Raw genomic sequence first — 26,838 nt, forward strand, 5'->3', positions numbered from 1 at the left:
GGAGCAGCGGATCAGACGATGTCGCCGAGGAACTCGATCTTGAGTCGGGTGTAGTCGTCGGTCCATTCCGAATCCACCGACATGAACGAATGGTCCAGTCTCGCCTCGTTCTTGCTGTACAGGTTCAGGCGGTTGTCGACGCCCACTCGATCCAGCGCAGCGCTCAGTTCGGCTGCCTGGTCGGGGAAGGTACCGGTGTTGCCGTCGGAGATGAAACTCGGCGGAAAGTCGGCCGTGACGTTGTCGATGACGTTCGCCTGCGCCAGCAACGCTCGGTCGGTGGTGTCGAGGTAGCTTCGGGCGGCGATGTCGAAGAAGAAACCGTTCGACGGGCTCGGTGATTGCGGTGCGCCCGCTCTACCGACATCAAGGGCAGCACTCTCGAATACCAAGGCCTTCACAGCACTTCGATCGATGGTGGGCTCGATACCCAGCGCCCGCGCGTAATCGGAATTGGTCTGCACGGCAGCGTAGTTGCCCACGATGTGGCCACCCGCACTGGTTCCGGCGAGGACGACGCGAGTCATGTCGAGTCCGTACCCGTCCGCATTCGTTTCCAGGAACTGCACGGCCTGGCCCAGTTGGATTGTCTGCGTGGGAAATCGGTAGCTCGGCGCGAACGCGTAGTTCACCGACACCACGTTGTAGCCCGCGTCGAGCATGGGGCCGGCCCACGACGCACCACCGGAATCTGCGCTGGGAGCACCATCGGTTTTGTCCCCGACAATCCAACCACCACCGTGAATCGCGACGTACGTGGGCCGGCTGATCGATGGATCGTCGTCGGCGATGTAGATGTCGAGAAACGAATTCGGAAGCGTCGAGCCGTAGTCGATGTCGTTGGTGAGGCGTGCTCCGTCGACCACCGCCGTGGCCGTCTGCGCGTCGGGCTCGAAGGAATTGCTCTGCCCCAACGCATGCAGCGATCGAATCAGTGGTGCCGGACTGGCCGCCGTGCCGACGACCACGACGGAAATCACCAATGCAATCGCTGCGGCGAAGCCCGCTGGGGCGGCGGTGGCCACCCCACGAGCGGAGGTCTTCGAACGGCCTGCCCATGCCGACGCGAGCAGATAGAAGCCGAGCACTATCGACGCAGCCAAGGCCGTGACCCACAGGGCGTGCAGATCCGTCACCAGCCATGCCACCTGAGTCACGACGGCGACGGACCCGAGCGAAGTCCCCACGCCTACACGCTTTCTGGCATCGGACAAGACGAGACATGTCGCGACCACTGCCACGGCGATGACCCACAACCCCACCGCGAGCTGCTGACGGATGAGGACGAACTCGAGCCACGCGAGTACGACGCCGGCGACGCCGGTCACCGCGAGCGCAGTCGTCATCGCTCTCGTACGGTGCCCTGCTCCGACTTCGATGTCTGCCTGCACCATCACTGCGCAGAAGTGTGGCGTTGCCTGTGCAGTTCGCGAACGGCCTCGCCGAACTCGGCGACCGGTCCGTCCACCGCGATGCCGGGCACGATCTGCTGGATGGGCGACGGCGTGATCGCGAGTGGTGCAGCACCGAATTCTTCGAGCCACGTCAGCAATTGAGCCGTCGACGTGGCGTAGACGATGCGGCCGAGTCCGACTATGCCGTGGCTCGCAGAGCACATCACACAGTGCTCACCGGAGGTGTAGACCGTAGAGGATCGACGCTGATCGGCGTCCAGGTTGGTCGCAGCCCACCGAGACAGTGCGATCTCGGGATGCTGGGTGGGATCGTTCAGGTCGCCGACCCTGTTCCTGTCCTCGGCCAGCAACTGGCCACTGTCCGACACCAGAATAGAGCCGAACGGATCGTTGCCCGTTCGCGCCGCCTCTGCAGCAAGATCCACAGCACGGGCCAGAAATGCACGGTCGCTCGAAGAGATGCTCACAGTGCACCGGCAGCGACGGTCGAAGTGTTCACGTCTCGACCGTACCGCCTCGAAATCACCGCCTGCCGGACCGGTAATTGGACACCGATCCTCGGTATGGTCGGAGGGTGAGCTTCTCGGTACGGCCTGCCACGTCGTTCGCAGATCTGCGGACGATTCTCGGCCCGAAGAACCCGACGTCCTCGGTCTGTTGGTGTCTGAGTCATCGAATCGATTCCGCGACCAACAGAGCGCTTGTCGGTCCGGAACGCGCCGCATACGTCGAGAAGCTGACCCGTCGAAAAGTCGCACCGGGTGTGCTGGCCTACGACGGGGACGAGGTGGTCGGTTGGGCTGCGGTGGCACTACGCTCGGAGCTGCCGTTCGCGCGCTCGAACAAGATTCCGCACGTCGACGACTTACCGGTCTGGACGGCCTGGTGCTTCCGCGTCAAGGCCGGACACCGCAAGCGCGGGATCGCGCACGTGCTTTTGGACGGTGCCGTTCGCTTCGCGGCCGATCACGGTGCTCCGGCCATCGAGGGCTATCCGGTGGACAACAAGGGTGCGAAGGTCGATCTGACGATGGCCTACGTCGGCACCCGCGGACTGTTCGAGTCGGCAGGCTTCGAATTCGCAGCCGAGACGACATCGGTATCGGGCGGAATCCCGCGAGTCATCGTGCGAAAAGACCTGCGTACGTGACGTCCGACTCCTGACCCGAGAGGTGCCTGATGCCGATGTCGTGGGAGAACACGCGAATCACGACCTTCACACGTCAGTCTCCGAACAGTGAACTCAGTGCCGGTGCGACGTCGCGGTAGGTCTTGATGGTCCGTATACGACCGTGCCCTGTTCGCGCGAGATCCCGTCCGAGGTCGACGTCATGTTCACCCGACGTGTCCAGCAGTACGTCGAGGCGCGCGATCCTGGCTGCGGTCGGGCGTGGATCGGGACCGGCGTTGTGGACGCAGTCCGAGAGCAGAAGAACCCGTGGGTCGGGAGCGGACGCCGTACGCAGTAGCCCGGCCGCGGTCTCGAGCGCGAACTGTACGTTGGTCAATCCCCGCGCCGGAATGCGGAGAACGGTGTCGAGAATATTCAATGGGGTCCGCGAGTCGCCGAATCGACTGAGTACGGCCGCGTCGGACCAGAAGGCGACGACCGCGAGGTTGTCTCGGTTCATCTCACCGGCCAGAGCGCCGACGGTCGCGGCCGCAGTGCGCACCCGTTCGCCCTTCATCGACCCGGAGATGTCGACCACCAGGACGATGGATCGCTTGGTGTGCAAGCGTTCTCGGACAACGATGTCATCGTCCTCCGGTATCGGATTGGCCGCCAACACATCGAGCATGCGGTCCAGGTCGATCTCGTCACTGCCGCCTCGATAGCGCAGAGACGTCAACTCCCCGACGCCACGCCGTGCGCGTGTGTCGATGCGTGGACGCCGAACTGCCAGACGAGCCGCGATCTTTCGGGCGCGGGCCCGAGTCGCGGCGTCGGCAGTCGACTCGCTTTCGGTCGCGTCGGTCAGCGGAATCACTTCGGCCGATTCCTCGGTGAATCCGGGTGCCGACGGATTGTTCTCGCCGGAAGCCTTACCCGGCTTGCTGCGGCCCTGAGCGATCAGTACCGCACCGTTTCCGCCGCCGGGACGAAACAGCGACGGTGACTCCGTCAGCTGTTTCGGTTTGCGGCGCAACGGCTTCAGAGTTCCTGCCGGCTTACGGGTCCCCGGCCGTGTGATCGGAGATTCGGCCTCGACGGCTCTTCAACCAGGTGCCGCCGCAGCGGGACGCAGCACGAAATGGTCCTGCCATATCGTGTGCAAGACCATTTCTGCTGGTGCGTCGGATGTCTCGTCGATGTGAATGCGCCCGGACAGGGCAACGTACATCGCGTCGAGCATGACCTGCTGGTAGTCCTCGGGCAGGCCTCTCGGTGGATCGATGTCGGTGACGAGCGGAATCGCCACCTCCCGCAGATCTGCCAATTGCTGAGCGACGAGGGTCAGATCGATTGCCCCGCGCACACTGCTGCCCTGGGTGATGTCCTCGTGCTCACGCGTCAACCGAGTGACGGCCACGGCGTCGGCGATCAGTCGCGCGGAGTCGGATTCGCTACGGAGACCCACGATGCCGCGTTCCGCTTCGGCATCCTGGTAGCCGATGGCAAGACGACACAGACGGTCGTGGACGCTGGTCGACAGGCGCGTCGTACCGACGTTGTCGTAGGGATTCATCGATGCCACTACGCGGAACGTCGGTAACGCGTGCACAGTGCCGACGCGCGGGACGACGATGCGTCGTTCTGCCATCGCGGTGAGCAGCGTGTTCAGGGTGTCCTCGGGTGCGCGATTGAACTCTTCGATGTAGAGGAAACCGCCGGTGCGCATTGCGTCGATCAGCGGTCCCGCTACGAAGTTGTCCTCGCTGTAGTCCTCGCGAAGAACCCGAGCCGGGTTGTGGTGCCCGACAATTCGGGCCGGTGTCAGATCGGCGTTGCCCTCGACGAAGAACAGCGGAATGGACCACTCGGAGGTGATCGCGCCGAGCAGCGTGCTCTTGCTGGTGCCGGGCGGGCCCTCGAGGAGCAGGTCCCGCCCGGCCGCGACCGCTGCCAACAGGAGGTCGAGTTCACGGTCTCGACCCACGAGGTGCGCAGCAATCCGCCGGCGCACCTCACCGATCGACGCGGTAGCAGTCATTTGACCGTGTACCCCGCATCGACAGGAAGCGTTGCACCCGTGATGTATCGAGCATCGTCGGAGACCAAGAACGCTATCGCGTTGGAGATGTCGATTGCCTCGATCCACGGCACCGGCAGCGTGTTCGTGGTTTGGAAGATCGGTGCCGACTTCTCTCGCGACGGGTTCGGATCGTCGGGAGCGAACAACCCCCACGTCTTGGGATTCTGAATCATGACGGTGTCCACACCGGTCGGATGAACGGTGTTGACACGAATACTGTGTTGTCCGAATTCGTTTGCGAGAGTGCGCATGATGCCGACGACACCGTGCTTGGTCGCGGTGTAGTGCACCGTATTCGGTGTGCCCTTGAGGCCCGCTGTCGAACTCGTCAGCACGATGGAACCACCGCGACCGCCGGCGATCAGATGCGGCAGAGCAACTTTGCAGGTGTTCCAGACGCCCGTGAGGTTGACGTCGATCATGTTCTGCCACGCGTCGTCGGTGATATCGAGGGCCGGCGCGATCTCGAACACTCCCGCATTGCCCAGGACGATGTCGAGGCGACCGAGCTCTGCGACGCCGTCGTCGACGGCCTTTCTCAGTGCGGCCGAATCACGCACGTCGGCCTTGGTGGCCACGATCCGCCGGTCGAGCGCTTCGACCTGCTTCACCGTCTCCGCGAGGTCCGCTTCGGTCGACGGCGGATACATCTCGATGGTGTCGACCGGTCCGCACAGGTCTACAGCGATGATGTCCGCGCCCTCCTGTGCGAGACGTATTGCGTGACTTCGCCCCTGACTGCGAGCGGCCCCGGTGATGAATGCGACTTTGCCTTCCAACTTGCCCATGTCCGTCTCCTACTTGGCCAGGAAGCCGGCGTCGACGGGCAAGGTGACGCCGGTGACGTACCGCGCATCGTCGGACACCAGCCACGCGATGGCGTTGCTGATATCGATCGCTTCGAGCATCGGCACCGGTAGCAAATTGCCGAGCATGGCTGTGGCGTCGGGGTTTTCGGTGAGGAACTTCTGCATGACGTCGTTGACGACCATCGGCGTGTTCACCCCGGTCGGGTGCACGGTGTTGACGCGTATGGAGTACTGCGCAAGCCAATTGGTGAACGTGCGCATCAACCCCACGACCGCGTGCTTACTGGCCGCGTAGCCGTCTCCGGCACCGGATCCGTTACCGCCCGCACCGGACAGGCCCTGAGTCGAGCTGGTCAACACGATCGACCCGCCCTGACCCTTGGCGATCATGCTCGGAACCCCGGCCTGAACGGTGTTCCACACACCGAAGAGGTTGACCTCCACCACATCACGGAAGGTCTTCACTTCGTCGGGGTTTTCGGCACCCTGGGGTGCTATTCCGGCATTCGCCAGAATGATGTCGATGGGGCCGAGTTCGGCTACCGCCGAGTCCACTGCCGCTTTCATCGCGTCGTAATCGCGGACATCGGCTTCCGTGGCGACGATGCGCCGATCGAGCGCCTCGACTTCTTTCACGGTCTGTGCGAGATCTTCCGATGTGGCCATCGGATAGGCGACCGTATCGATCTGTGCACAGATGTCGACCGCGATGATGTCGGCACCTTCTTGCGCGAGCCGGAGAGCGTGGCTACGCCCCTGTCCGCGTGCGGCACCGGTGATGAAGGCTACTTTTCCGTCGAGCTTTCCCATGATCGAACTTCCTTGATCGTCGGATGAAAACGGTACGAGCGCAGAACGGTTCGCCGAATGGCCGGGTACGCTCGGGCGGTATGTCCGGTTTCGAGGACATGATTCGACGCTATATGACACCCAGTGCAGATGTGGCCGAATTACTTGAATCGTTGTTGATTTACGTTCCGTGGACGCGAGAACAGGACGACCGATTCAGACGTGCACACGCAGTGAAGTATCGAGGTGAATTGATCGCCGAGCCCTCACGAACGCTGTCTCCGCTACAGGTCGTCGCCGTGCTCGAGCGCCTCGCGGATTCGGCCGAGCAGCGCAGTGGCGTCACGGAGGGTGCGTTGCTCGGCCGGCGTCAGGTCGTCGAGGATATTCACGAGAAGCCCCTCTGCCGCAATGTCGTAGATGCGCAATTGCTCTCGAGCAAGATCGGTGAGGCCGACGCGCATGCTGCGAGCATCCGAGTCGTCGGGTCGGCGAGCGACGAGCCCGTCCGATTCCATCGTTCGGACGAGGTTGCTGATCGTGGGGCGTGCCAACCCCAGCTGACGCCCGAGCACTGTGGGGCCCTCCCACTTGTCCGGAAAGAGTCGCCGCAGGATCTCGATCTGTGCGTCGGGCAGGGCTTTGAGCCCCGCGCGCGAGCGGGAGGCGTTGAGCAGCACGCGCCGGAAGGGGCCTATCTCCTCGCTGAGATGGCGGGCGATATCCGCGAGACCGGGTGCGCTGTCGGAATCGTCCACCGCGCCAGACTACTCACCCTCGATTTAGGTTTGCAACAAACGCATTTCTGGGTGATCATGGAGTCATGAGCATTCACACCAGCGTTGCCGACCCCACTCCCGAACAAGCCCTGGACTCGATCATCGGCCATCGGTTCATCTACACCTACGCCAACGGGTGGCAGTACGAGATGTACGTCAAGAACGCCACCACCATCGACTACCGGATCCACACCGGAATGGTCGGCGGCCGGTGGGTCAAGGGGCAAGAAGTCGATCTCGTCGGACTCGGTCGCGGCGTCTACAAGATCTCGTGGAACGAGCCCACCGGCACGAGCGTCGTCGTCAACGTCGTTCCCGAGGACCGCGTTCTGCACGGCACCATCTTCTTCCCGCACTGGGTGGAACTCGACGGGTCCAAAACCGTCCTGTTCCAGAACGACCACCTCGACGAGATGCGTCAGTTCCGCGATCAGGGCCCCACCTATCCGATCTACGTCGTGCCCGAGTTCGCGCACATCACCTTGTTCGAGTACGTCGGTATCGACGACGACACCGTCATCGACACCGCGCCCGCTGACTTACCGGCAGGCTTTGCCGACCGGAGCAACTGAGGTGAACCTCCAGAACCCCGGCGTGGCCACGCTCACGCTCCCCCACCGTGGGCAGGTGATCCGCGGCAACGAGTATCGACCCACGAACTCCGACAGAACAGCGCCGTCCGTTCTGATCGTGCACGGCTTCAGCGACTCCAGCATCGGACCACAGCGCCTCTTCGTGCAGATCGCTCGACGCCTCGCCGAGGCGGGAGCAGTCGTCCGCGCGTACGACCGACTCGGCCAAGGCATCAGCGACGGCGAGTTCGAGGACATCACCCTGCGCGACGAGGTCGAGCAGGTGTCGACCATGATCCGGGAGTTCGCTGCCGATCGATCTGCACCGGTGCACGTTCTCGCCCACAGCCTCGGCGCAGTGGAAGCGGCAATGGCGGTCACGCTCCTGTCCGACCGTGTCGCCAGCCTCACCCTGTGGTCACCTGCAGGCGTTGTCGTCGACGACATCACCGTCAAGCACGAAATCCAGGGCCAGCCCATCGATTCCGTCGCACAGAACGGCGGCTTCGACTTCGGCGGCATATGGCTCGGACCGGCATTTTTCGACGACATCCGCAATGGCCTCGATGTATACGAGGCTGCGGCCGGATACAACGGTCCCGTCGACATCGTCCACGGCACGGCAGACCAGATCGTGCCACTCGAGTACGGACGCCGTTACGCAGAGTTGTTGCCACACGCGACATTCACCGCGATCACCGGTGCCGACCACACCTGGTCATCGCGTGAGTGGCGAGGCGAACTTCTCAGGCGTCTGCTGTCGTTCCTGGGGTTACCGGAAACCGACCGAGCACGGCGGTCCTCTGGTCCCTCTGATTGAACAGCTACCTTCTGGCGGAACCCTCTGCACTGCTGCACAGCGACGGGGAATCTACTTCGGAAGGGCGACTGCACGCAGCCGGCGCAGGGTGATTCCGTTCACGATCGGACTCACTTGCCGGTCCACACCGGATCCCGCTTCTGCATGAAGGCCATGATTCCCTCGACAGTGTCGGCCGACCGGCTCAGTGACTCCAGGGCCTGTTCGCTCAGCTCCCAGCTGCGGGCTTCCGTCTCGATCTCGCCGTCGCTGATGCCGCGAGCGACGCGCTTGCTCGCCTGAACAGCGAGCGGTGCGTTCGCGGATATGACGTCTGCGAGGGCAAGAGCAGTGCTCAGTACTTCGGCCTGAGGAACGACACGGTTGACCAATCCCCACCGGAGCGCGTCCTCGGCGCTCATGGCTGCCCCCGTCAGCAGTAGCTCCAGCGCGACGGCACGCGGCAGGGCCGTGGTCAATCTGAAGACACCGCCCGCTCCGGCGATGAGACCCCGCTTCACTTCGGGAAGTCCGAAGGTCGAATTCTCCGCGGCTACAACAAGGTCACCGGCCAATGCGAGTTCCGTCCCACCGCCCAGGGCGCTGCCGTTCACCGCGGAGATCACCGGCTTCGCAATGTGGTGTTTGACGATCCCGGCAAAACCCCAGTGCGCGGTCTCGGGTGGAGTCACTCCCGCGGGTCCGGATGTGCCGAGAGCCTTCAAATCTGCTCCGGCGCAGAAGATTTTGTCGCCTGCGCCCGTCAACACCACAACTCGAATGTCGTCGGTTTCCTGCGCAAGCTCCCACGCCGCGCCCAAACCGCGATGCACATCGGCGTTGATGCTGTTGGCTGCCTCCGGTCGATCGATGGTGACGACGAGGGTGTGTCCCCGCACTTCGGTGAGTACCACTTCGGACACGTCGATCCTCGTTTCTTCGGGCCGTGAGACCTCACAACACTAATTCAGACAGTCACTGTCTGCAATGGTTCCGCCTGCGGCGCGATCGTTCATCGGCTAGCCCAACGCTCGCAGAACGGTGTCGACGACCACCGTCGAGTGGTCAACTGCAGCAGTGGTTCTCGATCCTGAGTGCGCCTGCGAGAAGAGCGCACGCGCCAACACCGCTCCCGTCACGAGTTCGAGCAGCAAGGTCGTCGACGTGCCCTCGGGCAGCTCTCCTCGCGTGACAGCCCGGCGGACGATGCGTCGAGCCGTGACGAGACGGCTCTGGTTGAGAGTGTCGGTGAGATGGGACAACAGGTCCGGATTCACCCTCGCGTCGAGAGTCACCCGTAGCGAGACCAAGCCGGAGAGCTCCCCGTAGCCGACGGCCAATTGTTCCGCGAGCTCGACGAGGTCCCCACGGACCGATCCGGTGTCGATAAGCGTCGACAGCGGCGACCGAGCTTCGAGCGCCTGGACCAGAAGTTCTTCCTTGTCGGCCCAGCGGCGGTAGAGCGCGGCGCGGCCGACCTTGGCCTGCCGTGCGACTGCGTCGAATGTGAATCCGCGCCAACTGGTTTCCCAGTACACCGCGAGCACGGCGGTGTACACGCGGTCCTCCATGTCCGCGTCACGGGGCCTGCCCGGTCCGCGGGGAGAATCTTCAGACATGACTGCATCCTCTCACCGGTCTGCCGGCCGAACGCGACGGCTACATGCAGAATTCGACGGCAAGGTTTCCCTCGTTGTCCACCAGGTCTATTCGGCGTCCGACAGCCGACTCGTTCTGCACGGACACGAGGTCGTGAAGCATCGTTGCGAATTCACGTCCAGCTCGGCCCGCTACCCGCGCCCCATCGTCGGTGGCAGCCACGACAAACGCTTGCTCCGGCAGACCGCTACGGTCGTATGTGACCGTAGCCGTCTCGATGGTCGCCGTTCCCGAGTAACCGTGCACGACGCGTGCCGGCGTACCCGACACATTCATCTGCTCCGGGTCGCCGATGTATCCGTCGCGATGAGCTCTCGTGGCCAGCAGCACCACGTGCTGGTACGTCAGATAGCCGCCGTTTGCATGCACCAATGCGACGCCGGAACTCTTGCGCAGCAGTCGCGTCGATTCCGCAATGGCATGGAGAGAATAGCTGCTCAACGGCCCACCGAAGAACGAATGTCCGCCCAGGACAGTGGGAGTCGCCCCCTCGGCCAGGCCGAGCTCGTCGGCCAACAGGTTCGGTACGATCGGGAAGCAGCTGTATGCATCGATGAATGCCAGGTCCTCGCTGGCCACCTCGGCCCTCGACAGTGCCCGCCGCACAGCCGCACGAAGAGCTGGTCCGTCGTCGAACACCGGGCGCGCCAACACATCCGGATTGTCGACTGCACCCGCGCCACCCCACAGGTACACGATTCGGTCCTCTGCCACACCGGCCTCGCGGGCGGTCGCCAAGGAACAGACCATGACCGCAGCTGCTTGATCGACGAAGGGCATTGCGTTCATCGATAGCGGATAGCAATCGGACACAGAACGATTCGATGAACTGACGGTGCCGATGTTTTCCGAGGTGCGTGCAACAGGGCTCCAGGCAACGGGATGTTCGGCCGCAATTGCCGAGAAGCGGGAGTACATGTCGGCCGATTCGCGCAGGCCCTGGTCGGGGTTCAGTCCACGGCTGTGGGCACGAGCGTTCTCGAAGAGCGGGTAGATCTGTACCGGTGCCAGGATTCCTGCTCGCTGCATTTCGGCGCTGCCGAGGTCCTCGGGCGAGAACGACGGAGGGCCTCCCGGCGCGGTGGTCCAACCCGATTCACCGGGGTCCTTACCCGCTTTCATCAGGGCTCGGACGGAGGCCTGCGCCTCGCCGCCCACCACCAGCGCTGCAGTAGTGCGTCCTTCGGCGATATCTCGACCGACCTGGTCGAGTAGGCGCGCGGGGTGATGTCCACCGATCGTGCTCGAGAAGCTGGATGTGAGGGTGACGCCCAACCTCTCGGCGACCAGAGACGGGAGATCGGCGTAGTTCCAGCTGGTGGTGCGAACTGCGTGTATCGCATCGACCTGCGCGCTCAGACCGGGCGCTCCTGCGTCCTCGATCGCTGCATCCACAGCGCGCAGCACGAGATCGAGCGGTTCGATGGTGCTCTGCGGAGTGCCGTCTCCTGTGAACTTCAGGTCACCCACGCCCACGATAACCGGGACTCGTTCCGCATTGATGGACATGCACACAGCATATACAGACAGAAAATGTCCGCAATGCTGCGCAATTCACTCGGCCATAGACGGAACGGCTATGCAACGCGCCGCAGGGCTGCTTAGACCGGACGCGTTGTGTATCGACCGACTGACTGTCCGGTAACGCGTGACTCAGTACTCACAGAGCAGTGCCACCGGCCTCGATGTCGCGATCTGTTTCCGCGACAGAGTATTTCGGCAGGACCCGGCGCATGATGGAACGTGCCGCAGCGACGACGGTCAACCGGTCGTGTGTCAGTAGGAACGCAAACCGACGGTCGTGATCGAGACCGTCGTCGCCGAGATCGCGGGCTATGAGCGCAGCGCAGTAGTGAGATCCGACGATCGTGATGGTCCACTCGCCGACGAAACGCTCATCGGGATGAAGTTCCGCACCACGCACACCTGCTGCGGGTTCGGTGTCCATCCCGACTCCCAAGGCCGCCACGAACGGGTTGACGGCGGCCAGCCTCGCATAGCGGTCGGCCACCGACTGCGTGAACCACGCCGAGTCTTGAAACGCAGCCTGAATGGTGAGCGGATCGGGCATGTGGCGCGCGTGATCTTCGAGTTGCCGGGTCAACGCCAGTAGCAACGATTTACTACCCACCTGCGCCGATGAAGTCGTCAGGAGGTCCGACGGAACCGAGGGCACCGCTGTGTCCGCTCGCGCGTGCGCACCTGATTTCACCGACAGGATGGGCCGGGCGGAGATGGCACCCGAGTGCTGCCGGTTTCCGAGGGTCGGAAGCGGCGCGGGACGGCCGAGCATCCAGCCTTGTCCGAAAGTGGCTCCGAGCGCGGTCGCACGGTCAAGGTGGGCGTCTGTTTCGATGCCTTCCGCAACTATCCGCGCCCCACTCGACTCCACGTACGCAGCGACGGCGAGGACGACTGCAGCCTGCTGCGGCGATGGATCCGACTGCGAGAGAGTGTAATCGAGCTTGATGATGTCCGGGGCAACGAATTCCAGCAGAGCGAGCGAGTCGGGATGCGATCCGACATCGTCCAGGGCAATCAGACAACCGCTCTTTCGTGCACGCGCCACCGTTTCGAGTAGCTCTGCAGGGTTGGCCAACAGTGAGCGCTCGGTGAGCTCGACTACGACATTCAACCGGTTCGCAGCCATACCGATGATCTCGCGCGCGTACGCGGGAACGATGCGCGAGGATTGCGGCTCGATATTGATGAACAGCGAAACATTCTCTGGCATACCGGCATCGAGTGCGCCGGTCATCGCAGCGCACCGGCAAGCCCAATCGACCTCGTCGATCACTCCGCATTCGGCAGCACTCGCGAACACAGCACCGGGGTCCACCGACGGGTGGCCCGGCCACCGTGCAAGAGCTTCGTAGCCGACTACCTTGCCACTGTCGAGTTCGACGATCGGTTGGTAGTGCGGACGAACGGACCGAGGATCCGCGAGGATGCTGCGAACGGCGCTGGAAGTCAAGGTTTCCTCGTGCTCCTCTTCATCATGATCGGGCCGGTCGGTGACCAGGAATCGCGTCTGCGGCCGTAGGTGGAGCAACTGTGGTCCGGGAGGCACGGCGCTGGCGGTACAGCTCCCTGTCTGCATTTTCGATCACATCGGCGACTGTGTCCCTCTCGCGCGCGAACGCGATGCCACATGTGATCGCTATGTCATCGCTTTCGCGAAGTCTCGCTTCGATTGCATCGGTGGTGTCGTCGATGTCGAGAGCAGCCGGACCGAGCACGGAGAAGATGAACTCGTCACCCCCGTACCTCAACAGGGTGTCGTCGCAGTCCAAATGATCATCGATGACCTCGGCGACCCGTCGGAGTATGCGATCACCGGCCGGATGTCCGTCGGTGTCGTTGATGGTCTTGAGGCCGTCCACATCGACAAAACAAACGACCATGGCGGTACCCGAGTCGCGGGCGATACCGAGGCTGCGTTCGAGTTGACCGATCCCCGCGTCCCGGCGGTATGCAGAGGTCAGGTCATGGGTGGCCGAAGTACGGCGATCATGCGCTGCTGCGATCCGATCCTGGCGCGACGCGGACCTATCCGCGCCGGCCCGGGCACGGTCACCGGCCGCGGTGAGCCGATACGCTCGGCCCCGCCCGTGGCACTGATCGTGTGATCGGTCGTCACAATCCAAGCTCAGGGCCACCGCATCACGGGCATCAGCAGCACGGTCGGCTCGATCGGCTACGGCGTCGCGAGCCGCTGCCGCGACGTCACGATCGTCACCGGCATCCGGCACGGGCCGAACGCACGGGGGCGAATGGCTGCACATCCGAGGCACAAGCAACTCCTGACAATTCGACACCTCGCACGCAGTGAACGACTGTCGCGGAAGTAGGCGCACACGGGCCCCCGAGCCGTTACTGAAGCCTACGGCGAGAAACTACGCCGCGCTGACCGACAGCCCAGTTCAGGGTCGAAGCCGTCGGGCCGAATCGGTCCCGTGCTATGTACGGACACCGACCTCGCCGACAAGATCCAGACCGGCGAGAGATACCCCTCGATGGCACGTGGGCGGCAAGATGCAGTGCATCGGTGTCGTCGCGCCTGCGAGCATCGCGAGGGTATGTTTTGGTGTATGAGCTCGCCGTGTCGCGTGAGACCAACGGGCATCGAGTCGCTGCATCAGGACCGCGAAGAGGGAGGCGGCATGGCCGAGGAACATTCCACACGGCCGCTTTTTCGCAACGGCGCCGGCAGCGCCGCACTGATCCTGGGCATCATCGCTCTGGTCTGCGCGTTCGTACCCTTCATCGGGGATTTCGTCGCTATCCCCACGGGTGTCGCCGCGGTGGTGTGCGGGTGGGTCGGCGTCGGTCGGGACGAACAGGGCCACGCGACCAATGGCCGCGAGGCCATGATCGGCGCAGCTCTCGGCGGCGCGGCCATGTTCGTGGTGTTCGTGGCATATGCGGCCACCGTTGTGTGAACGATGAGCAGTAATACGAAAATCTCATGCATCGATTGCTGTGCAATACCTCTCGCACGATTGCGCAGAATCGGCATCTCCGGTCGGACTATTCCCTTCGCCTCAACACGACCAGAGCCGCACCCGCCACCAGAACCGACACCACAGAGATGCCCGTCGACACCCACACCCACGTGCTCGGCGAGAACGTGGGCTCGAGCTCGACCAGCGGAGAGTAAGCGGTCCAACCGAATTCGGCGACGACGGGAACCGATACCACGATGGGCGTCGTCACCGACATCACCGCAACAGGGGCGGTTGTCGGCAACAACGACGCATACGCCACGCCCACTCCGAGCGGCAGAACCACGAGGGTCGCAACGATATTGACGGTGTCCAAGGGTGGGCCGGTGAACACTCCCGTAGCTGCGACGACGGCCAGTACTACGAACCCCACCATCGGAGACGGCCGACGATGGCCGACCACCCCGCCCAGCACCAACATCGCGACGAACACCAAAGCTGTCCCCCACGTCAGGGATCCCACTGTCGGGGCCGATAGGAAGGCAAGTGCCGCAAGCAGGATCGCTCCTGTCACCGCGGGCAGCACAAACGCCGCACCGACAAGTAGCGGTATGACCGCGAGACCCAAGAACCACCGGTTCTGCATTGCACCGCCCGGACCGAGCGAGTTCACCGACCGCTCGAACAGCCAGTACAAGACCAGACCCACGAGAGGAATGACGATCCCCACCGCGAGCACTCGACCGCGCGACTGCACCGGCGATACTTCCTCGAACACTTTCGCCCACGACGACACCGCCAGCAGCGCCGCGAAGACGACCAGGGCGAGCAGCACTGGCGTCTGCGGTGCCTGCTGGAAGGCGGAACCGGCGTAGTCCACGTACTGGCTGGGGACGTTCTGCAACACACTCGATGCCGCCAGACCGCCGATAGCGCCGAACAGCAACGCGTGCTGCAGGATTCGACTGAGGGCGGTCACCGCCGCGGCACCACCCAGGATCAAACCGGCTGCGATCGCCCGAAGCTGCAGTTCTGCAGGAATCGGCACCGACAGTAGAACCGACAGGGCCGCGACGCCAACGGCTGCCACAATGAGAGCTGATTGCTTCCGCGTCGCGAATACCGCGGTGACGACGGCAACGATCGCGCCGAGTGACCAGGCGGACGCGCTACTGTCGAGCAGGATATCGAGCCTGTCGCCGCCAGCAACGAACGCAAAATTGCGCGGTACCGGCGTCGTCAAAGCCAGGACCGCCGTGAACGCACCGACGAGAACGGTGACGGGGGGAAGTAGTCGTCGTGCAGCGGTATTCATCGCGTCACCCGAGTGATGACCGCTGGCATCGACACCCACAGGTTTCTCACGCGCCCACCCTGTCACAATGTGACCGTTCTCAGCGTGTGTAACGGAGCGCTGGGCGATGGCGACCTACCGAGCATCGCCGCCGAAGGTTGCGTTCGCAGTGTCGAACGCTCGCTCAGCACCGCAGCGGACCACTGCGTGCAGTCGTTCGAAGGCACCACCCTCGGTGTCTACCGGGTGTATCGGACCCAGCCCGTCGAGGGCGGTTGCCTGTTCTTCATCGAAGGCGGACTGTTGAACTCCATCGGCCTGGCGCACTTCCCCGACGGCGCACCGTATATCGGTGAGCCCCAGCACGAGGGCGATATCGGGTACGAAAAGTTCGACGGCGACTGGTACCAGTTCGAGCAACTGTTCTGATGATTCAGTTGCCCTGGCCCGCAGAGAGACCGGGGATCATTGCGGTTTTGGTCAGCTTTGAACCGTGCGCGGATCGGATGCACATGACAGGTATCTTGACGCGGTGAGCAGACTTGGTCCTCAGCGTGCCGGGATGTGGGCCGATGCGCTCACGATCGTGTCCATCGTCGCCATCGGGGTGTGCGTAGCAGCGCTCGTCGAGCGCGGCGCACCGCCAGAGCAGCCCGAGAACCGCGCCGAGTCAGTAGCCACGACCACCACACACTCCATCACTCCTGGCCCTTCTGCACCCGTCGACACCACCTACAGAACGCCCGAGGCGATATTCCCGACGGCTATCTCCGGATGCGACGTCGTCGAACCTCCGGACGGGACGTCATCGGTGTGGGGACGGATCACCACCAGCGAGGATGCATACGACAACCCTCAGGCCTCGTGGTACTCGGGACCCAGGTCGGTGATGATGACCGATGCTGTCGCCGAAGCCCTTCCGCATGGTGTCGAGGTTCTGTTCGCAAGCCTGCGCGAGTCATTGGTGTTTCAGCCGATCCCCCAAACCTCCAGCGAACCAGGCCAGCCTCAGGAACCCGGTTGGGCAACGGCATCGGCCGAGCTCGGACGCGGCAACACACTAGGCCTGCTGGCAGTATCCGTGGCGCAGGACAACACGGGTGTGCCACCGTGCAGGGCCGGATCAGTGCAGGAACGCACGACATCGGCGGACGGCACCGTGGTCGACACCAACGTATCGTGGTCCGAATTCGGCGGTACGAGAACCAATTACCGCACGGTCACCGCCTACGCACCCGACGGCACGCACATCACCGCAACCGCATCGGACGCTGAGGGATTTCAGTCGACCAACACCGGAGACCGCGACATCGTTCTCACCATCGATGAGCTGAAAGCTCTTGTGACACTACCGGAGCTGCGGATATCGGCACCTGTCCCCGCCGACACACCCGAACCTCGCGAAGGATGCGACGACTCCTTCGGCCTCTTCTCCGGCGACACAGCGATCGACGCGGAACTCGCCACCAACTTGAACACCGCGTTGGAGCGCGTCGATGCAGGTGAGCGGTTCGATCCCGGATTGAACACGCTCAGGCTCGCCGACTTCGAGACCGGTGTGGTGTGTACGCACGTCGATGCCGTCGGCACCGGTGCCGACCTGACCATATCCATACGAGGCGGACAGGAACTCCCCGTGATGCCGGACATTTACGACCCCGCCTACCAGAATCGGCCGACCGACTTCGAGACGCTCGACGGCGGTGCGGTGCTGCGGATCGAAGAGGCACCCTATTCGTACTCGCCTGCACTGCCCGAGGGACCGAACGGCGGGATGCGCCGTACCGTGACCGTCACCTACCCGTCGGGAACCGAGGTCGAAGTCCGATCGCACGCCGAGCGTCCGGACGAACCACTGAGCGCAAACACATTGCGCACCATTGCCACCGCCGACGGATTGGATGTGCTGTGAACCCGTACCGACGGCTTGCCGTCACCGCTGCGGTGGCTTTCGTAAGCGTCGGCGCGGCCGTCGCGCTGGTGGCAACGGGCCCCCATGACGCCGAACCCTTTGCAGCACAGACTCCGACGTCGCCCGGCGCTGTGTGGACGCTCGACGCCGCCGACGTGCTCGGCAATCCGTTCGCCACCTTCGATGATCCCGTGGGTGGACGATTCGGCGAGGTCGAGGGCGGCGTCATAGACGCCGACGACATTCTTGTCGCCAAGGCAGGGTTGATCAATCAGGAGACGGACGAGTTCGAGCAGTCCCAACTGATCGGGTTCGATGCGGCAACCGGTCTGGTGCGGTGGAAAACACCCGCCGACGGGATCGAAAGTTGTTCGTCCCACGTACTCGACACACTGCTGCTGTGCCGGAGCACCGATCAGATCGTGACGATCGACAGTGCAACCGGAACCGCCACCCGACACGATACCGACTGGAACATATTCTCAGTCGGCACCGACGGCGAAGACCTCTACGTGGTCGAGGGCGAGAATGACGGGTACACCGTCCGGATCCATCGAGGAACGATCGACGACCCCGACGCGTCGTGGTCCCTCACCCTCGACGACACCTGGGTCGACCCGTACAACTCACGAGAAATCCTCGCGTTCGCAGGCAATGCGGGAGTGGCCCGGTTCTCCTCGGGCACAGCACTGTTCGACTCCAGATCCGGTGACATCACCGACAACATCTCGTCCCCCGACTGCGCGCGCGACCAGTTCGATCGAGGCGATCAGATCTACGTTCTTGCCGGCCGCCGATGCTCTGACCTGTTCGAGTTTCGCACCGACCTGGTCGATTCCACCGGACGAGTTGTCGCGACCACCGACGAAGAGGTCTACCAGCGCACGACGGTCGACGCAGCGAACGACCCCGACGATCCGGTTGTGTTGGGCAGCAGCGCCTTCGACCCTACGACGGGGCAGAAACTGTGGACCTCGGACGACGCCGGCACCGGGGGGGACATCGCGATTGTCGGTGATGTCGTCTTGGGTATCGGTCCACTCGCACGCAACCTGTTCACCGGGGATCCGGCGTGGGGTCCCGACGTCGAATCTCTACCTTTCATGCCTACCGCTGTGCGCGAGGGCCTGGCCTATGTAGCCGATTCTCGGGAGATCCTCGCGATCGAGCCCGAAACCGGCGCTCGCCTCGAAACAATCGCGATCGAGGATTTGCTCGGCAATACCGGTGGACGGTCCGAGAGGGTTGCACTGCTTGCCACTGGCGGCGGCGTTGTGGCAGTCAACGAGAAGCGAATGAACTTGCTTCGTTGAGCCTCGACTCAGGTCGATCTGCTTCGACCGAACCGCGATCGTTGCGACATCCGATCCGGCGCTTGGGAAACTAGTAGATTCGTCACCGTCCTACCCAGGGCGCACGGAAGTCGCCGATGCGTCCGTAGGCGACCATCTCGGTCCAGAATGCGCACAGGCCGGATGCCCATTGCTCAACTGTGAGGGGAAGACCGGTGGGTGATATCCGTGGGTTCTCGACGGCGATTCCCGGTGTCTACCCACAGGAACCGTCTCGCGTCATCTCCGTTCGCCACCGCAGACTGGCTCGGATCGCGTCGCCTACGCTTGCCGTGAGTTCGGCGACCGTTCGCTCGGAATCGATCTGTGCAGGTTCGAGTTCCGTTGTCGGTCGGCGAACCGGCTCGATCGAGCGCCGGGTATTCGGCGATCGGCCATCTATCCCCAACCGAAAGGCATCGGGCGGGGCCATATGGATGGTGGGAAGACGTTCGGCGTTTCGTGTCACTGCAGAACAATCGATGGTGAGCAGCATTCGATCGTGGCGCACGAACGTCTGCTTGTCTGCAATGACAACGTACAAGCCGTCGTTCGCCTCGGCACGCGTGGCCAGTCTCGTGAGGACCCGACGAATACGTTGCTGACACTGCGTTCGGTCCGAGGAAACGACCAGCGCGGCACCTGACACCGAAGATCGCGTGTGGCGGGCCTGCTCCGTCAGGCTCGTCCACGCGGGATCGTCGCCATCGCCGAAATATGTTCGCAACAGCCAAAGTTCAGAGTTGTTCGTACCGTCGGGCATGGTGATCCAATCCGAGAACGACGGGTGCAGCGAACCGCACGATCAGATGGAGGGAACCGTACGCAATTTCAAGGGCACGTTGTCGGCGAGGAATGCGAGTTGATCACCGATGACCGATGAAAACAGGGGTTCGACGTACGGATCGAAGTGACCGCCCGAATAGGTGCGCACCTTGGCTTTGCGAACTTTCGCCGCGGCGCGTTGCGCGACGGACGCCGGGGTGACGGAATCCTCGGACGCGATCTGCACCAGCGTTGGGCAGTCGATTGCCGACATCGTGCGACCCGGGGAGTACCGCCAGATTTTCAGCAGTATCCGCGCCGCCACGGTCTCGGGGTAGTCGCCGTCGGTCAGGCCCGACTCGAGGACCAGGCGGTCACGCCCTTTCATCGCGTCGGGTGAGACCATCACAGCGCGTGTGCCAGGTAGCCCGACACTGTCGACGTAGTGCGGCGACCGTCCGAGGGCGGCGCGGACGCTGTCGGTGATGGCGGCCGGTGCCAGCCGCAGTGCCTGCCTGAACCCGGTTGCGCGAACGGCGGCGATACCGTCGATGTGGGGCACCTGTGCGATGACCGCTGTGAACCGAACGCCGTTGCCCGCCAACGTGAGTACGTGGCCGCCGGCGAAGGACGTGCCCCACCCGACGATTCGGTTCTCGTCGACGCCGTCGAGAGAGCGAGCGAAGTCGACTGCGTTTCGCCAATCGGCAAGCTGAGCATCCACTTCCAACAACTGGCGCGGTTCGCCCTCACTGTCCCCGAAGTACCGATAGTCGAAGACGCAGACCACGTAGCCGGCCTCGACGAAACGCTCGGCGTAGGCGTACAGGCGCATCGCCCGAGGTGAGCCGAATCCGTGCGCCATCACGATTGCCGGTAGTGGCACGGCGGCGGACACCGCGGGACGAAAGACCGTTGCCGCGCAACGAACTCCGTCCGACACAAACGACGTTTCGGTACGGGTGAAGCCGGAATGTTCGTCGGTGGTCATGCGTTCGTCTCTCTGTTCTACAGCAGGGTGGTGATCGGATCTCACAGCTTGAAAGGATTGAGGGTCTTGCCGAGGTAGTAGCCGATGCGAGTCGGAATCGGCTTCGCGGCAGCAGCAGTCACCTTGTTGACCATCCCGGGCACGCACACCGGCGTGCCGTTGTTCACGGCCTGCCAACCTTCTCGGACGACGTCCTCGGGGCTCTGCCACAGAAGAGCTGGCAGCTTGGAGGTCGCTGCATCTCGGGTTCCCATCACGTCGTGGAACTCACTGTGGGTGAAGCCGGGGCAGAGCGCAGTCACGTGGATGCCATGCGGCCGCAACTCCATGTCGAGTGCTTGCGAGATGTCGAGCACATAGGACTTGATTCCGGTGTACAGCAGACTTGCACCAGGGGGAAGCAATGCCGCCAACGACGACAGATTCACGATTCGGCCGTATCCGCGTTCTTTCATGCCGGGCACCGTGAGATGAGAGAGTTCGGTGACGGCAGTGATCATCACCTGTATCTCCGCGGCGAGTGCGTCGAACGGCGCATCTGCGAAGGTGGAGTTCCCCGACATGCCCGCGTTGTTGACAAGGATGTCGACGTCGACGCCGAGGGATTTCGTTTCTTCGACGATGGCCCGGGGCGCAGCGGGATCGGCGAGATCCGCGGGCACGACGTCGCATCGCACATCGTGCCGAGACGACAGCTCGTCCGCCAGGGCGGTGAGCCGGTCCTCGCGTCGCGCGACGAGCACGAGGTTGTGCCCTTCGGCGGCGAGGTGTCGAGCAAATGCCGCGCCTATGCCCGCTGATGCTCCGGTGATCAGCGCGGTTCTTCCGGTCTTCGCCATCGACGGGCCTCCACTCTTGAACGGTATTCAAGGAAGGTAGCAGGGTCTTGAAGACCATTCAAGATATGGTTGGTCGTATGCCCAGGAATCGCGGACTTCACGACCGGGAGAGCAAGCGCGAGGACATCGTGGTCGCCGCCCGCGAAATGTTCGTGTCCGACGGCTTCGATCGCACCTCGATCAGTCGTCTGGCGAAAGCAGCAGGCGTCACTGCGAACACGCTGTATTGGTACTTCGGAGACAAGGACGACATCCTGGTCGCTGTTCTGACGGCAATCGCCGCCGAGGACGCCACGGACTATCTCCAGATCGTCGATCTACCACTTGTCGACCGGCTGTTCTGGCTGGTGGAGCGGCTCCGCAGAGTCGGCCCACTGGTCTCCACCGTGCACGATCGGGTGACCGAGTCCGAGGCCATCGATCAGTGGCACAACGGGTTTCATGCCTTCGCGGAATCGCTGTTTGCCGCCGATATCGCGGCTGCAGGACTGCCCGGAAAGGCGGCCGATGCCATGCTCCGTATCGGTACGTTCGTCGTCGAGGGATTGCTGACTCACGCGGCGTCGCCAGAAGTCTCCCGAGCAGTCATCGAGCAACTCGTCGACACCATCGCACCCTCATCAGGAAGTAATCCACTATGAGTACCGAACCCGATACCGCGTCGACCGGTCGTCCGCGAGCCGCGGCCGACCACGCCGACTCGGAATCGATCATCGCAATTCCCAGCATGGACCCGTTCTATCGGGCACCTGCCGGTTTCGAGTATGCGGAGCCGGGGACCGTATTGCGGTCCCGCGCGGTGACCCTCGCGTTGTTCGGTGTCATTCGGCAGAAGGTGTCGGCGTGGCAACTTCTGTACCGGACCACCAGCCTCGACGGGGCAGCGCGTGTCGCGGTCACGACGGTGGTTCTTCCCGTCGGGGGCCGAGCGCGACCGGAGCGAGCACTGCTGTCCTATCAGTGCGCGATCGACGCCGTGTCGGATCGGTGTTTCCCGTCCTACGTTCTGCGGGCGGGCGCTCGAGCCGTCGGCTCCGTACCGCAGTTCGAGTTCATGATCATCCTGTACGCACTGCGCCGCGGATGGGTTCTGTCCCTTCCCGATCACGAGGGCATGGACGGGCTGTGGGGAGCACCGATCGAGCCCGGTTACTGCACACTCGACGGCGTCCGCGCGGCACTGTCTTTCGAGCCGCTCGACCTCACAGCCACCACCCCTGTCGCGCTGTGGGGGTACTCGGGCGGCGGATTGGCGACGTCATGGGCCGCCGAGGCTGCGGCCGGCTACGTCCCTGAACTCGACATCGTCGGCGCAGCACTCGGATCGCCCGTCGGCGACCCCGGATCTGCATTCTCCCGCCTCAACGGCACGATCTTCGCGGCGCTGCCCGCGATGGTGGTGGAAGGCCTCCGTCGCACCTACCCCGTACTCGACCGCCTCGTTCGCGAACACGTCGCTGCTGCCGGGCTCGAGACCCTCTCATCCCTGCACCGCAAGACGACAGTGCACGCCGTCGCGTCCATGGTGATGCACGATCTGGAGCGGCACCTCGATATGCCGATGGCAGACCTCTTGGCGACACCCGAGATGGTGCAGATTTTTCAGGATATCCAGCCCGGCAAGTCGGCACCCGAGTTTCCGCTTCTCGTGGTGCAGGCGGTGCATGATCCGATGATCGACGTCGACGACGTGGACGGGCAAGTACGCCGGTATCGCGCTGCGGGAGCGAACGTCACCTACATCCGCGATCGTCTCAGCGAACACCTGTCGCTGCACCCGATAGCAGCCCCCGTCACTCTGGATTGGCTCTCGGATCGCTTCGCGGGCAAGCCGACCGACGAATCGTCGACGATCACCGTGTGGTCACTGGCCGGATCTTTGCCGGGGTTGCGCGGATTGCTCGGACTCGCCGTGTCCACCGGACGCGCATTCGCCGGCCGAATCGGTTGATACACAACCACATCGAGACCCGGAGATGCTGAAGCTCAATTGGACGAAGCGGCAGTCGAGGATCGGAGCCGTCGAGCCAGATACGGTCCCGTGATGCTGTTCGGGGACACCGCGACTTCGGCAGGCGTCCCGGTTGATACCACGGAGCCCCCGTTGTCGCCACCACCGGGACCGAGATCGATGACCCAGTCTGCGGAGGCTATGGCATCCAGGTCGTGCTCCACCATCACCACGGTGTTGCCGGCGTCGACAAGCAGGTGCAGCTGGCGCATGAGTAGTGCGACGTCGGCGGGATGCAGCCCTGCGGTCGGTTCGTCCAGAAGATACAGGGCAGTGCCGCGTCGGGTGCGCTGCAATTCGGTGGCAATCTTGATGCGCTGCGCTTCACCGCCGCTCAGCTCGGTGGCGGGTTGACCGAGTCGAAGGTAACCGAGCCCGATGTCGCGCAACGTCTCCAGACTGCGGGATGCTCCCGTGATGTCGGCGAAGAACATCGCAGCCTCGTCCACCGACATGTGCAGTACCTCGGCAATTGTCCTGTCACGCCACGTTATTTCGAGAGTCTCCGGTTTGTACCGGTCACCGTGGCAGGTGGGGCAGGGACCATAGGTGCCGGGGAGGAACAGCAGCTCCACCTCGACGAAACCGTCGCCCTGGCAGGTGGGGCATCGTCCGTCCGCGACATTGAAGGAGAACCGTCCAGGTGCCCATCCGCGGGCCTTCGCCTCATCGGTGGCGGCAAACAGTTTGCGGACGATGTCGAACATTCCGACGTAGGTGGCCAGCGTCGATCGGGGTGTTCGGCCGATGGGCCGTTGATCCACCCGGACCAGGCGGGTGAACGTCTCGATTCCGGAGACCTCGGCCACGTCGACCTCGATCTGCATGCCGTCGTCCTCGTCTGCCGCGGTCTCGAGTCGGTGGCGCGCCACCTCGAACAAGACCTGGCTGACGAGTGTCGACTTGCCGGAGCCCGACACACCCGTTACTGCCGTCAGGACCGCGTGCGGGAAGTCCGCCGTCAACTCCCGCAGATTGTGCCGGGTGACCCCGGCCAGAGTGAGCCAGCCCTGGGTGGGGCGCGCCTCCCGCTGCACGGATTCCGCTCGACCGAAGAGGTGCCTACTGGTGACCGACTCCTCGATCTCCTCCAAACCCGCGACGGGACCGCTGTACAGCACCCGTCCGCCGCCCTCACCCGCTGCGGGTCCGATGTCGACCACCCAGTCGGCGCGGCGCACCACGTCCATGTCGTGTTCGACGACGAACAAGGAGTTTCCCGACGCCTTCAGCTGGTCCAGGACGTCGAGCAGTGGCTCGGCATCGGCGGGATGCAGTCCTGCGGAGGGTTCGTCCAACACGTACACCACCCCGAACAGACCCGAACGGAGCTGAGTGGCGATCCGCAACCGCTGCGTCTCGCCGGGCGACAGCGTCGTCGAGCTACGGCCGAGCGCCAGATATCCCAGGCCCAACTCGAGCAACACGTCGATCCTGGCCAGCAGGTCGGCGGTGATGCGTACCGCCACCTCCGTGGTCTCCCCCGACTGTTCGGCTATCGGGCGCAGTACGGCGGCAAGTTCTGTCAGTGAGAGCGCATTGATCTCGGCGATCGAGCGGCCCGCGATGGTGACGGCCAGCGCGTCGGCGCGCAGTCCGCTGCCGGAGCACATAGGGCAGCGGACGGTCTCGGTGAATTGCAGGGCGCGTTCTCGCATGCGCTCGCTGTTCGAGTCGGACAGAACATGCATGACATGGCTGCGGGCACTCCAGAACTTGCCTTCGTAACTGTGGTCGACTCGGCCCTCTTCCGGTTCTATCCACACCTTGGGGTGCTCGTCGGTGAAGAGAAGCCACTCTCGGTCCTTCTTCTTCAGCGTGCGCCACGGTACGTCGATGTCGATACCCATGCCGCTGACGATGCTGCGCAGGTTCGCGCCCTGCCAGGCACCCGGCCACGCCGCGATCGCGCCCTCACGAATGCTCAGCGACGTATCGGGAACGAGCAATTCCGTTGTCACATCATGGAACTCGCCCAAACCGCCGCATCGCGGGCAGGCCCCGGCGACAGTGTTGGGTGAAAACGCTTCCGCCGACAGCAGCGGCGCACCGTCGGGATAGGTACCGGCCCGGGAGTAGAGCATGCGGAGCAGGTTCGACATGGTGGTGATGGTGCCGACGCTGGAGCGCGAGCTGGGCGAACCCCGGCGTTGCTGCAGGGCAACGGCTGGGGGAAGGCCGGTGATGGAGGCAACGTGGGGTGCGCCCACTTGCTGAAGCAGTCGACGCGCGTAGGGGGCGACCGATTCGAAGTAGCGTCGCTGCGCTTCGGCGTACAAGGTGCTGAAAGCCAGTGACGACTTTCCGGACCCCGACACTCCGGTGAACGCGACGAATGCATTGCGGGGTATGTCGACATCGACAGCTGCCAGGTTGTGCTCGGTAGCGCCGCGCACACGGACGTACCCGTCCCACGTTGAGTCCGTCACCGAACGAGCCTAGCTGGCATCCTCGAACCGAGGGCCCAGAAGTGCGAGATGCGATGCATCGGTGCCATCGCGCCCACGAGGAGATCGAGGGTATGTTTTCGGGTGGGTCTGCTCGTCGTGCCGCGAGCGACGAACGGGCATCCAACCACTGCATCAGGACCGTGAAGAAGGAGACGGCATGGCCGAGGAGTACAGCACACGGCCGCTGTTTCGCAACGGTGCCGGCAGTGCCGCGGTGATCCTGGGCATCATCGCTCTGATCTGCGCGTTCGTACCCTTCATCGGAGATTTCGTAGCTGTCCCGACCGGTGTCGCCGCTGTGGTGTGCGGGTGGGTCGGGGTGAGCCGGGACGAGAAGGGCCTCGCGACAAATGGCCGCGAGGCCATGATCAGCGCAGCCCTCGGCGGCGCGGCCATGTTCGTGGTGTTCGTGGCGTACGCGGCCACCATCGTGTGAACGATGACAGAGTGAGCAGTGCCACGAAAACCTTTGTTATCGGTTGCTATGCAATACCTCTCGCCAACCGACGTCGTCCATCCACCTGCCGGCCATCGAACGACGCACGGACGCAGGCACCCGAGTAGTCAGCCTTCGCAAGGGCCACATCGAGGATCGGATCATCACCGACGGCCGCCTACGCTCCCGCCCTGGCTGCATCCCGTGAACAATGCTGGATCGAATATCCGCCGACCCTTTCGTACGGTTCACCTACAAAGAATTACGGTGGCTCCCGAATCCTTCGCGGAAATCGATGGCAGAACACGGCATGCTATTGCCGTATTTCGACGCGTCGAACTTCCGATT

The 26,838-nt window shown here is 63.6% G+C and carries 27 protein-coding genes; 10 read left to right on the forward strand and 17 right to left on the reverse strand.

Annotated features, from left to right (window positions below):
* Window positions 1-11 precede the first annotated feature (11 nt).
* Entirely contained in the window at window positions 12-1,346 is a 1,335-nt protein-coding gene (locus QM615_RS06075; protein ID WP_188078548.1) for an alpha/beta hydrolase, read from the reverse strand.
* A gap of 47 nt (window positions 1,347-1,393) precedes the next feature.
* Window positions 1,394-1,882: a nucleoside deaminase gene (locus tag QM615_RS06080; RefSeq protein WP_149405214.1), complete on the reverse strand. Its 489-nt coding sequence runs from the start codon at window positions 1,880-1,882 to the stop codon at window positions 1,394-1,396.
* Between the two features lie 107 nt (window positions 1,883-1,989).
* Here QM615_RS06080 and QM615_RS06085 point away from each other — a divergent pair, with 107 nt between their 5' ends.
* Window positions 1,990-2,565: a GNAT family N-acetyltransferase gene (locus QM615_RS06085; RefSeq protein ID WP_149405213.1), complete on the forward strand. Its 576-nt coding sequence runs from the start codon at window positions 1,990-1,992 to the stop codon at window positions 2,563-2,565.
* Window positions 2,566-2,638: 73 nt separating this feature from the next.
* On the opposite strand, the gene QM615_RS06090 is transcribed toward QM615_RS06085, so the two are convergent.
* The 5 genes from QM615_RS06090 to QM615_RS06110 all read right to left on the reverse strand — a co-directional run bounded on the left by QM615_RS06090 (window position 2,639) and on the right by QM615_RS06110 (window position 6,965).
* The gene (locus QM615_RS06090; RefSeq protein WP_149405212.1) at window positions 2,639-3,562 is read right to left on the reverse strand and encodes a vWA domain-containing protein; all 924 of its coding nucleotides are present in this window, start codon (window positions 3,560-3,562) and stop codon (window positions 2,639-2,641) included.
* A 69-nt stretch (window positions 3,563-3,631) separates the two neighbouring features.
* Window positions 3,632-4,567: an AAA family ATPase gene (locus tag QM615_RS06095; protein WP_149405211.1), complete on the reverse strand. Its 936-nt coding sequence runs from the start codon at window positions 4,565-4,567 to the stop codon at window positions 3,632-3,634.
* Window positions 4,564-5,397 (reverse strand): mycofactocin-coupled SDR family oxidoreductase, encoded by an 834-nt coding sequence (locus tag QM615_RS06100; RefSeq protein ID WP_094639745.1) that lies wholly within the window; start codon window positions 5,395-5,397, stop codon window positions 4,564-4,566. Before QM615_RS06100 ends, QM615_RS06095 begins: the two co-directional genes overlap by 4 nt.
* Before the next feature lie 9 nt (window positions 5,398-5,406).
* Complete coding sequence (locus QM615_RS06105; protein ID WP_149405210.1) at window positions 5,407-6,228, reverse strand: mycofactocin-coupled SDR family oxidoreductase; 822 nt, start codon at window positions 6,226-6,228, stop codon at window positions 5,407-5,409.
* 263 nt (window positions 6,229-6,491) lie between these two features.
* Window positions 6,492-6,965 carry a MarR family winged helix-turn-helix transcriptional regulator gene (locus QM615_RS06110; protein ID WP_149405209.1) on the reverse strand — a complete coding sequence of 158 codons (474 nt, stop codon included), beginning with the start codon at window positions 6,963-6,965 and terminating at the stop codon, window positions 6,492-6,494.
* 65 nt (window positions 6,966-7,030) lie between these two features.
* On the opposite strand from QM615_RS06110, the gene QM615_RS06115 reads away from it, so the two are divergent.
* A complete protein-coding gene (locus QM615_RS06115) occupies window positions 7,031-7,558 on the forward strand; it encodes a phenolic acid decarboxylase (protein WP_149405208.1) in 528 nt (175 codons plus the stop codon).
* Between the two features lies 1 nt (window position 7,559).
* On the forward strand, window positions 7,560-8,378 hold the full coding sequence (locus tag QM615_RS06120; protein ID WP_149405207.1) for an alpha/beta hydrolase: 819 nt from the start codon (window positions 7,560-7,562) through the stop codon (window positions 8,376-8,378).
* Between the two features lie 110 nt (window positions 8,379-8,488).
* Here the strand turns inward: QM615_RS06120 and QM615_RS06125 are convergent, their stop codons facing one another.
* The 5 genes from QM615_RS06125 to QM615_RS22425 all read right to left on the reverse strand — a co-directional run bounded on the left by QM615_RS06125 (window position 8,489) and on the right by QM615_RS22425 (window position 13,801).
* On the reverse strand, window positions 8,489-9,280 hold the full coding sequence (locus QM615_RS06125; protein ID WP_149405206.1) for an enoyl-CoA hydratase-related protein: 792 nt from the start codon (window positions 9,278-9,280) through the stop codon (window positions 8,489-8,491).
* Between the two features lie 96 nt (window positions 9,281-9,376).
* Complete coding sequence (locus tag QM615_RS06130) at window positions 9,377-9,976, reverse strand: TetR/AcrR family transcriptional regulator (RefSeq protein ID WP_149405205.1); 600 nt, start codon at window positions 9,974-9,976, stop codon at window positions 9,377-9,379.
* 40 nt (window positions 9,977-10,016) lie between these two features.
* Window positions 10,017-11,525 carry a TLP1 C-terminal extension domain-containing protein gene (locus tag QM615_RS06135; protein WP_262498267.1) on the reverse strand — a complete coding sequence of 503 codons (1,509 nt, stop codon included), beginning with the start codon at window positions 11,523-11,525 and terminating at the stop codon, window positions 10,017-10,019.
* A gap of 151 nt (window positions 11,526-11,676) precedes the next feature.
* Window positions 11,677-12,990 (reverse strand): sensor domain-containing phosphodiesterase, encoded by a 1,314-nt coding sequence (locus QM615_RS06140; RefSeq protein WP_188078547.1) that lies wholly within the window; start codon window positions 12,988-12,990, stop codon window positions 11,677-11,679.
* Window positions 12,991-13,012: 22 nt separating this feature from the next.
* Window positions 13,013-13,801, reverse strand: a complete 789-nt coding sequence (locus QM615_RS22425) for a GGDEF domain-containing protein (RefSeq protein ID WP_366236172.1) — start codon at window positions 13,799-13,801, stop codon at window positions 13,013-13,015.
* A gap of 378 nt (window positions 13,802-14,179) precedes the next feature.
* Between QM615_RS22425 and QM615_RS06150 the strand changes: the two genes are divergently transcribed.
* Window positions 14,180-14,458: a hypothetical protein gene (locus QM615_RS06150; RefSeq protein ID WP_068046628.1), complete on the forward strand. Its 279-nt coding sequence runs from the start codon at window positions 14,180-14,182 to the stop codon at window positions 14,456-14,458.
* Between the two features lie 88 nt (window positions 14,459-14,546).
* Here QM615_RS06150 and QM615_RS06155 read toward each other — a convergent pair whose 3' ends face one another.
* Complete coding sequence (locus tag QM615_RS06155; protein ID WP_149405202.1) at window positions 14,547-15,776, reverse strand: hypothetical protein; 1,230 nt, start codon at window positions 15,774-15,776, stop codon at window positions 14,547-14,549.
* A gap of 69 nt (window positions 15,777-15,845) precedes the next feature.
* Here QM615_RS06155 and QM615_RS06160 point away from each other — a divergent pair, with 69 nt between their 5' ends.
* The 3 genes from QM615_RS06160 (at window position 15,846) to QM615_RS06170 (ending at window position 18,980) form a co-directional block, all read left to right on the forward strand.
* Window positions 15,846-16,184, forward strand: coding sequence for a hypothetical protein (locus tag QM615_RS06160; protein WP_149405201.1), 339 nt, complete (start codon window positions 15,846-15,848; stop codon window positions 16,182-16,184).
* A gap of 103 nt (window positions 16,185-16,287) precedes the next feature.
* The gene (locus QM615_RS06165) at window positions 16,288-17,667 is read left to right on the forward strand and encodes a hypothetical protein (protein WP_149405200.1); all 1,380 of its coding nucleotides are present in this window, start codon (window positions 16,288-16,290) and stop codon (window positions 17,665-17,667) included.
* A complete protein-coding gene (locus QM615_RS06170; protein WP_262498265.1) occupies window positions 17,664-18,980 on the forward strand; it encodes a PQQ-binding-like beta-propeller repeat protein in 1,317 nt (438 codons plus the stop codon). Before QM615_RS06165 ends, QM615_RS06170 begins: the two co-directional genes overlap by 4 nt.
* Window positions 18,981-19,215: 235 nt before the next feature.
* Here QM615_RS06170 and QM615_RS22430 read toward each other — a convergent pair whose 3' ends face one another.
* From QM615_RS22430 to QM615_RS06180, 3 genes are read right to left on the reverse strand one after another with little or no spacing between them, the layout of a single operon-like run.
* Window positions 19,216-19,761, reverse strand: coding sequence for a DUF6924 domain-containing protein (locus tag QM615_RS22430; protein ID WP_394855260.1), 546 nt, complete (start codon window positions 19,759-19,761; stop codon window positions 19,216-19,218).
* Window positions 19,762-19,803: 42 nt separating this feature from the next.
* On the reverse strand, window positions 19,804-20,754 hold the full coding sequence (locus QM615_RS06175) for an alpha/beta hydrolase (protein WP_149405199.1): 951 nt from the start codon (window positions 20,752-20,754) through the stop codon (window positions 19,804-19,806).
* A 41-nt stretch (window positions 20,755-20,795) separates the two neighbouring features.
* Window positions 20,796-21,593, reverse strand: a complete 798-nt coding sequence (locus QM615_RS06180) for an SDR family NAD(P)-dependent oxidoreductase (RefSeq protein WP_149405198.1) — start codon at window positions 21,591-21,593, stop codon at window positions 20,796-20,798.
* A gap of 77 nt (window positions 21,594-21,670) precedes the next feature.
* Here QM615_RS06180 and QM615_RS06185 point away from each other — a divergent pair, with 77 nt between their 5' ends.
* Window positions 21,671-22,234, forward strand: a complete 564-nt coding sequence (locus QM615_RS06185; RefSeq protein WP_188078545.1) for a TetR/AcrR family transcriptional regulator — start codon at window positions 21,671-21,673, stop codon at window positions 22,232-22,234.
* Window positions 22,231-23,544, forward strand: coding sequence for a lipase family protein (locus QM615_RS06190; RefSeq protein ID WP_283347119.1), 1,314 nt, complete (start codon window positions 22,231-22,233; stop codon window positions 23,542-23,544). Before QM615_RS06185 ends, QM615_RS06190 begins: the two co-directional genes overlap by 4 nt.
* 35 nt (window positions 23,545-23,579) lie before the next feature.
* On the opposite strand, the gene QM615_RS06195 is transcribed toward QM615_RS06190, so the two are convergent.
* Entirely contained in the window at window positions 23,580-26,033 is a 2,454-nt protein-coding gene (locus tag QM615_RS06195; RefSeq protein WP_149405196.1) for an excinuclease ABC subunit UvrA, read from the reverse strand.
* Between the two features lie 178 nt (window positions 26,034-26,211).
* Here QM615_RS06195 and QM615_RS06200 point away from each other — a divergent pair, with 178 nt between their 5' ends.
* Complete coding sequence (locus QM615_RS06200; RefSeq protein ID WP_149405195.1) at window positions 26,212-26,490, forward strand: hypothetical protein; 279 nt, start codon at window positions 26,212-26,214, stop codon at window positions 26,488-26,490.
* The last annotated feature ends 348 nt before the right edge of the window (window positions 26,491-26,838 follow it).

This window comes from Rhodococcus sp. IEGM 1341 (assembly GCF_030056895.1).
GTDB lineage: Bacteria > Actinomycetota > Actinomycetes > Mycobacteriales > Mycobacteriaceae > Rhodococcoides.

Bases quoted from the DNA above. Each gene is read 5' to 3' on its own strand.
- QM615_RS06075 (WP_188078548.1), bottom strand. From the start codon at position 1,346: ATGACGACTGCGCTCGCGGTGACCGGCGTCGCCGGCGTCGTACTCGCG.
- QM615_RS06095 (WP_149405211.1), bottom strand. From the start codon at position 4,567: ATGACTGCTACCGCGTCGATCGGTGAGGTGCGCCGGCGGATTGCTGCG.
- QM615_RS06100 (WP_094639745.1), bottom strand. From the start codon at position 5,397: ATGGGCAAGTTGGAAGGCAAAGTCGCATTCATCACCGGGGCCGCTCGC.
- QM615_RS06105 (WP_149405210.1), bottom strand. From the start codon at position 6,228: ATGGGAAAGCTCGACGGAAAAGTAGCCTTCATCACCGGTGCCGCACGC.
- QM615_RS06115 (WP_149405208.1), top strand. From the start codon at position 7,031: ATGAGCATTCACACCAGCGTTGCCGACCCCACTCCCGAACAAGCCCTG.
- QM615_RS06130 (WP_149405205.1), bottom strand. From the start codon at position 9,976: ATGTCTGAAGATTCTCCCCGCGGACCGGGCAGGCCCCGTGACGCGGAC.
- QM615_RS06135 (WP_262498267.1), bottom strand. From the start codon at position 11,525: ATGTCCATCAATGCGGAACGAGTCCCGGTTATCGTGGGCGTGGGTGAC.
- QM615_RS22425 (WP_366236172.1), bottom strand. From the start codon at position 13,801: ATGTGCAGCCATTCGCCCCCGTGCGTTCGGCCCGTGCCGGATGCCGGT.
- QM615_RS06150 (WP_068046628.1), top strand. From the start codon at position 14,180: ATGGCCGAGGAACATTCCACACGGCCGCTTTTTCGCAACGGCGCCGGC.
- QM615_RS06155 (WP_149405202.1), bottom strand. From the start codon at position 15,776: ATGAATACCGCTGCACGACGACTACTTCCCCCCGTCACCGTTCTCGTC.
- QM615_RS22430 (WP_394855260.1), bottom strand. From the start codon at position 19,761: ATGCCCGACGGTACGAACAACTCTGAACTTTGGCTGTTGCGAACATAT.
- QM615_RS06175 (WP_149405199.1), bottom strand. From the start codon at position 20,754: ATGACCACCGACGAACATTCCGGCTTCACCCGTACCGAAACGTCGTTT.
- QM615_RS06180 (WP_149405198.1), bottom strand. From the start codon at position 21,593: ATGGCGAAGACCGGAAGAACCGCGCTGATCACCGGAGCATCAGCGGGC.
- QM615_RS06185 (WP_188078545.1), top strand. From the start codon at position 21,671: ATGCCCAGGAATCGCGGACTTCACGACCGGGAGAGCAAGCGCGAGGAC.
- QM615_RS06190 (WP_283347119.1), top strand. From the start codon at position 22,231: ATGAGTACCGAACCCGATACCGCGTCGACCGGTCGTCCGCGAGCCGCG.
- QM615_RS06200 (WP_149405195.1), top strand. From the start codon at position 26,212: ATGGCCGAGGAGTACAGCACACGGCCGCTGTTTCGCAACGGTGCCGGC.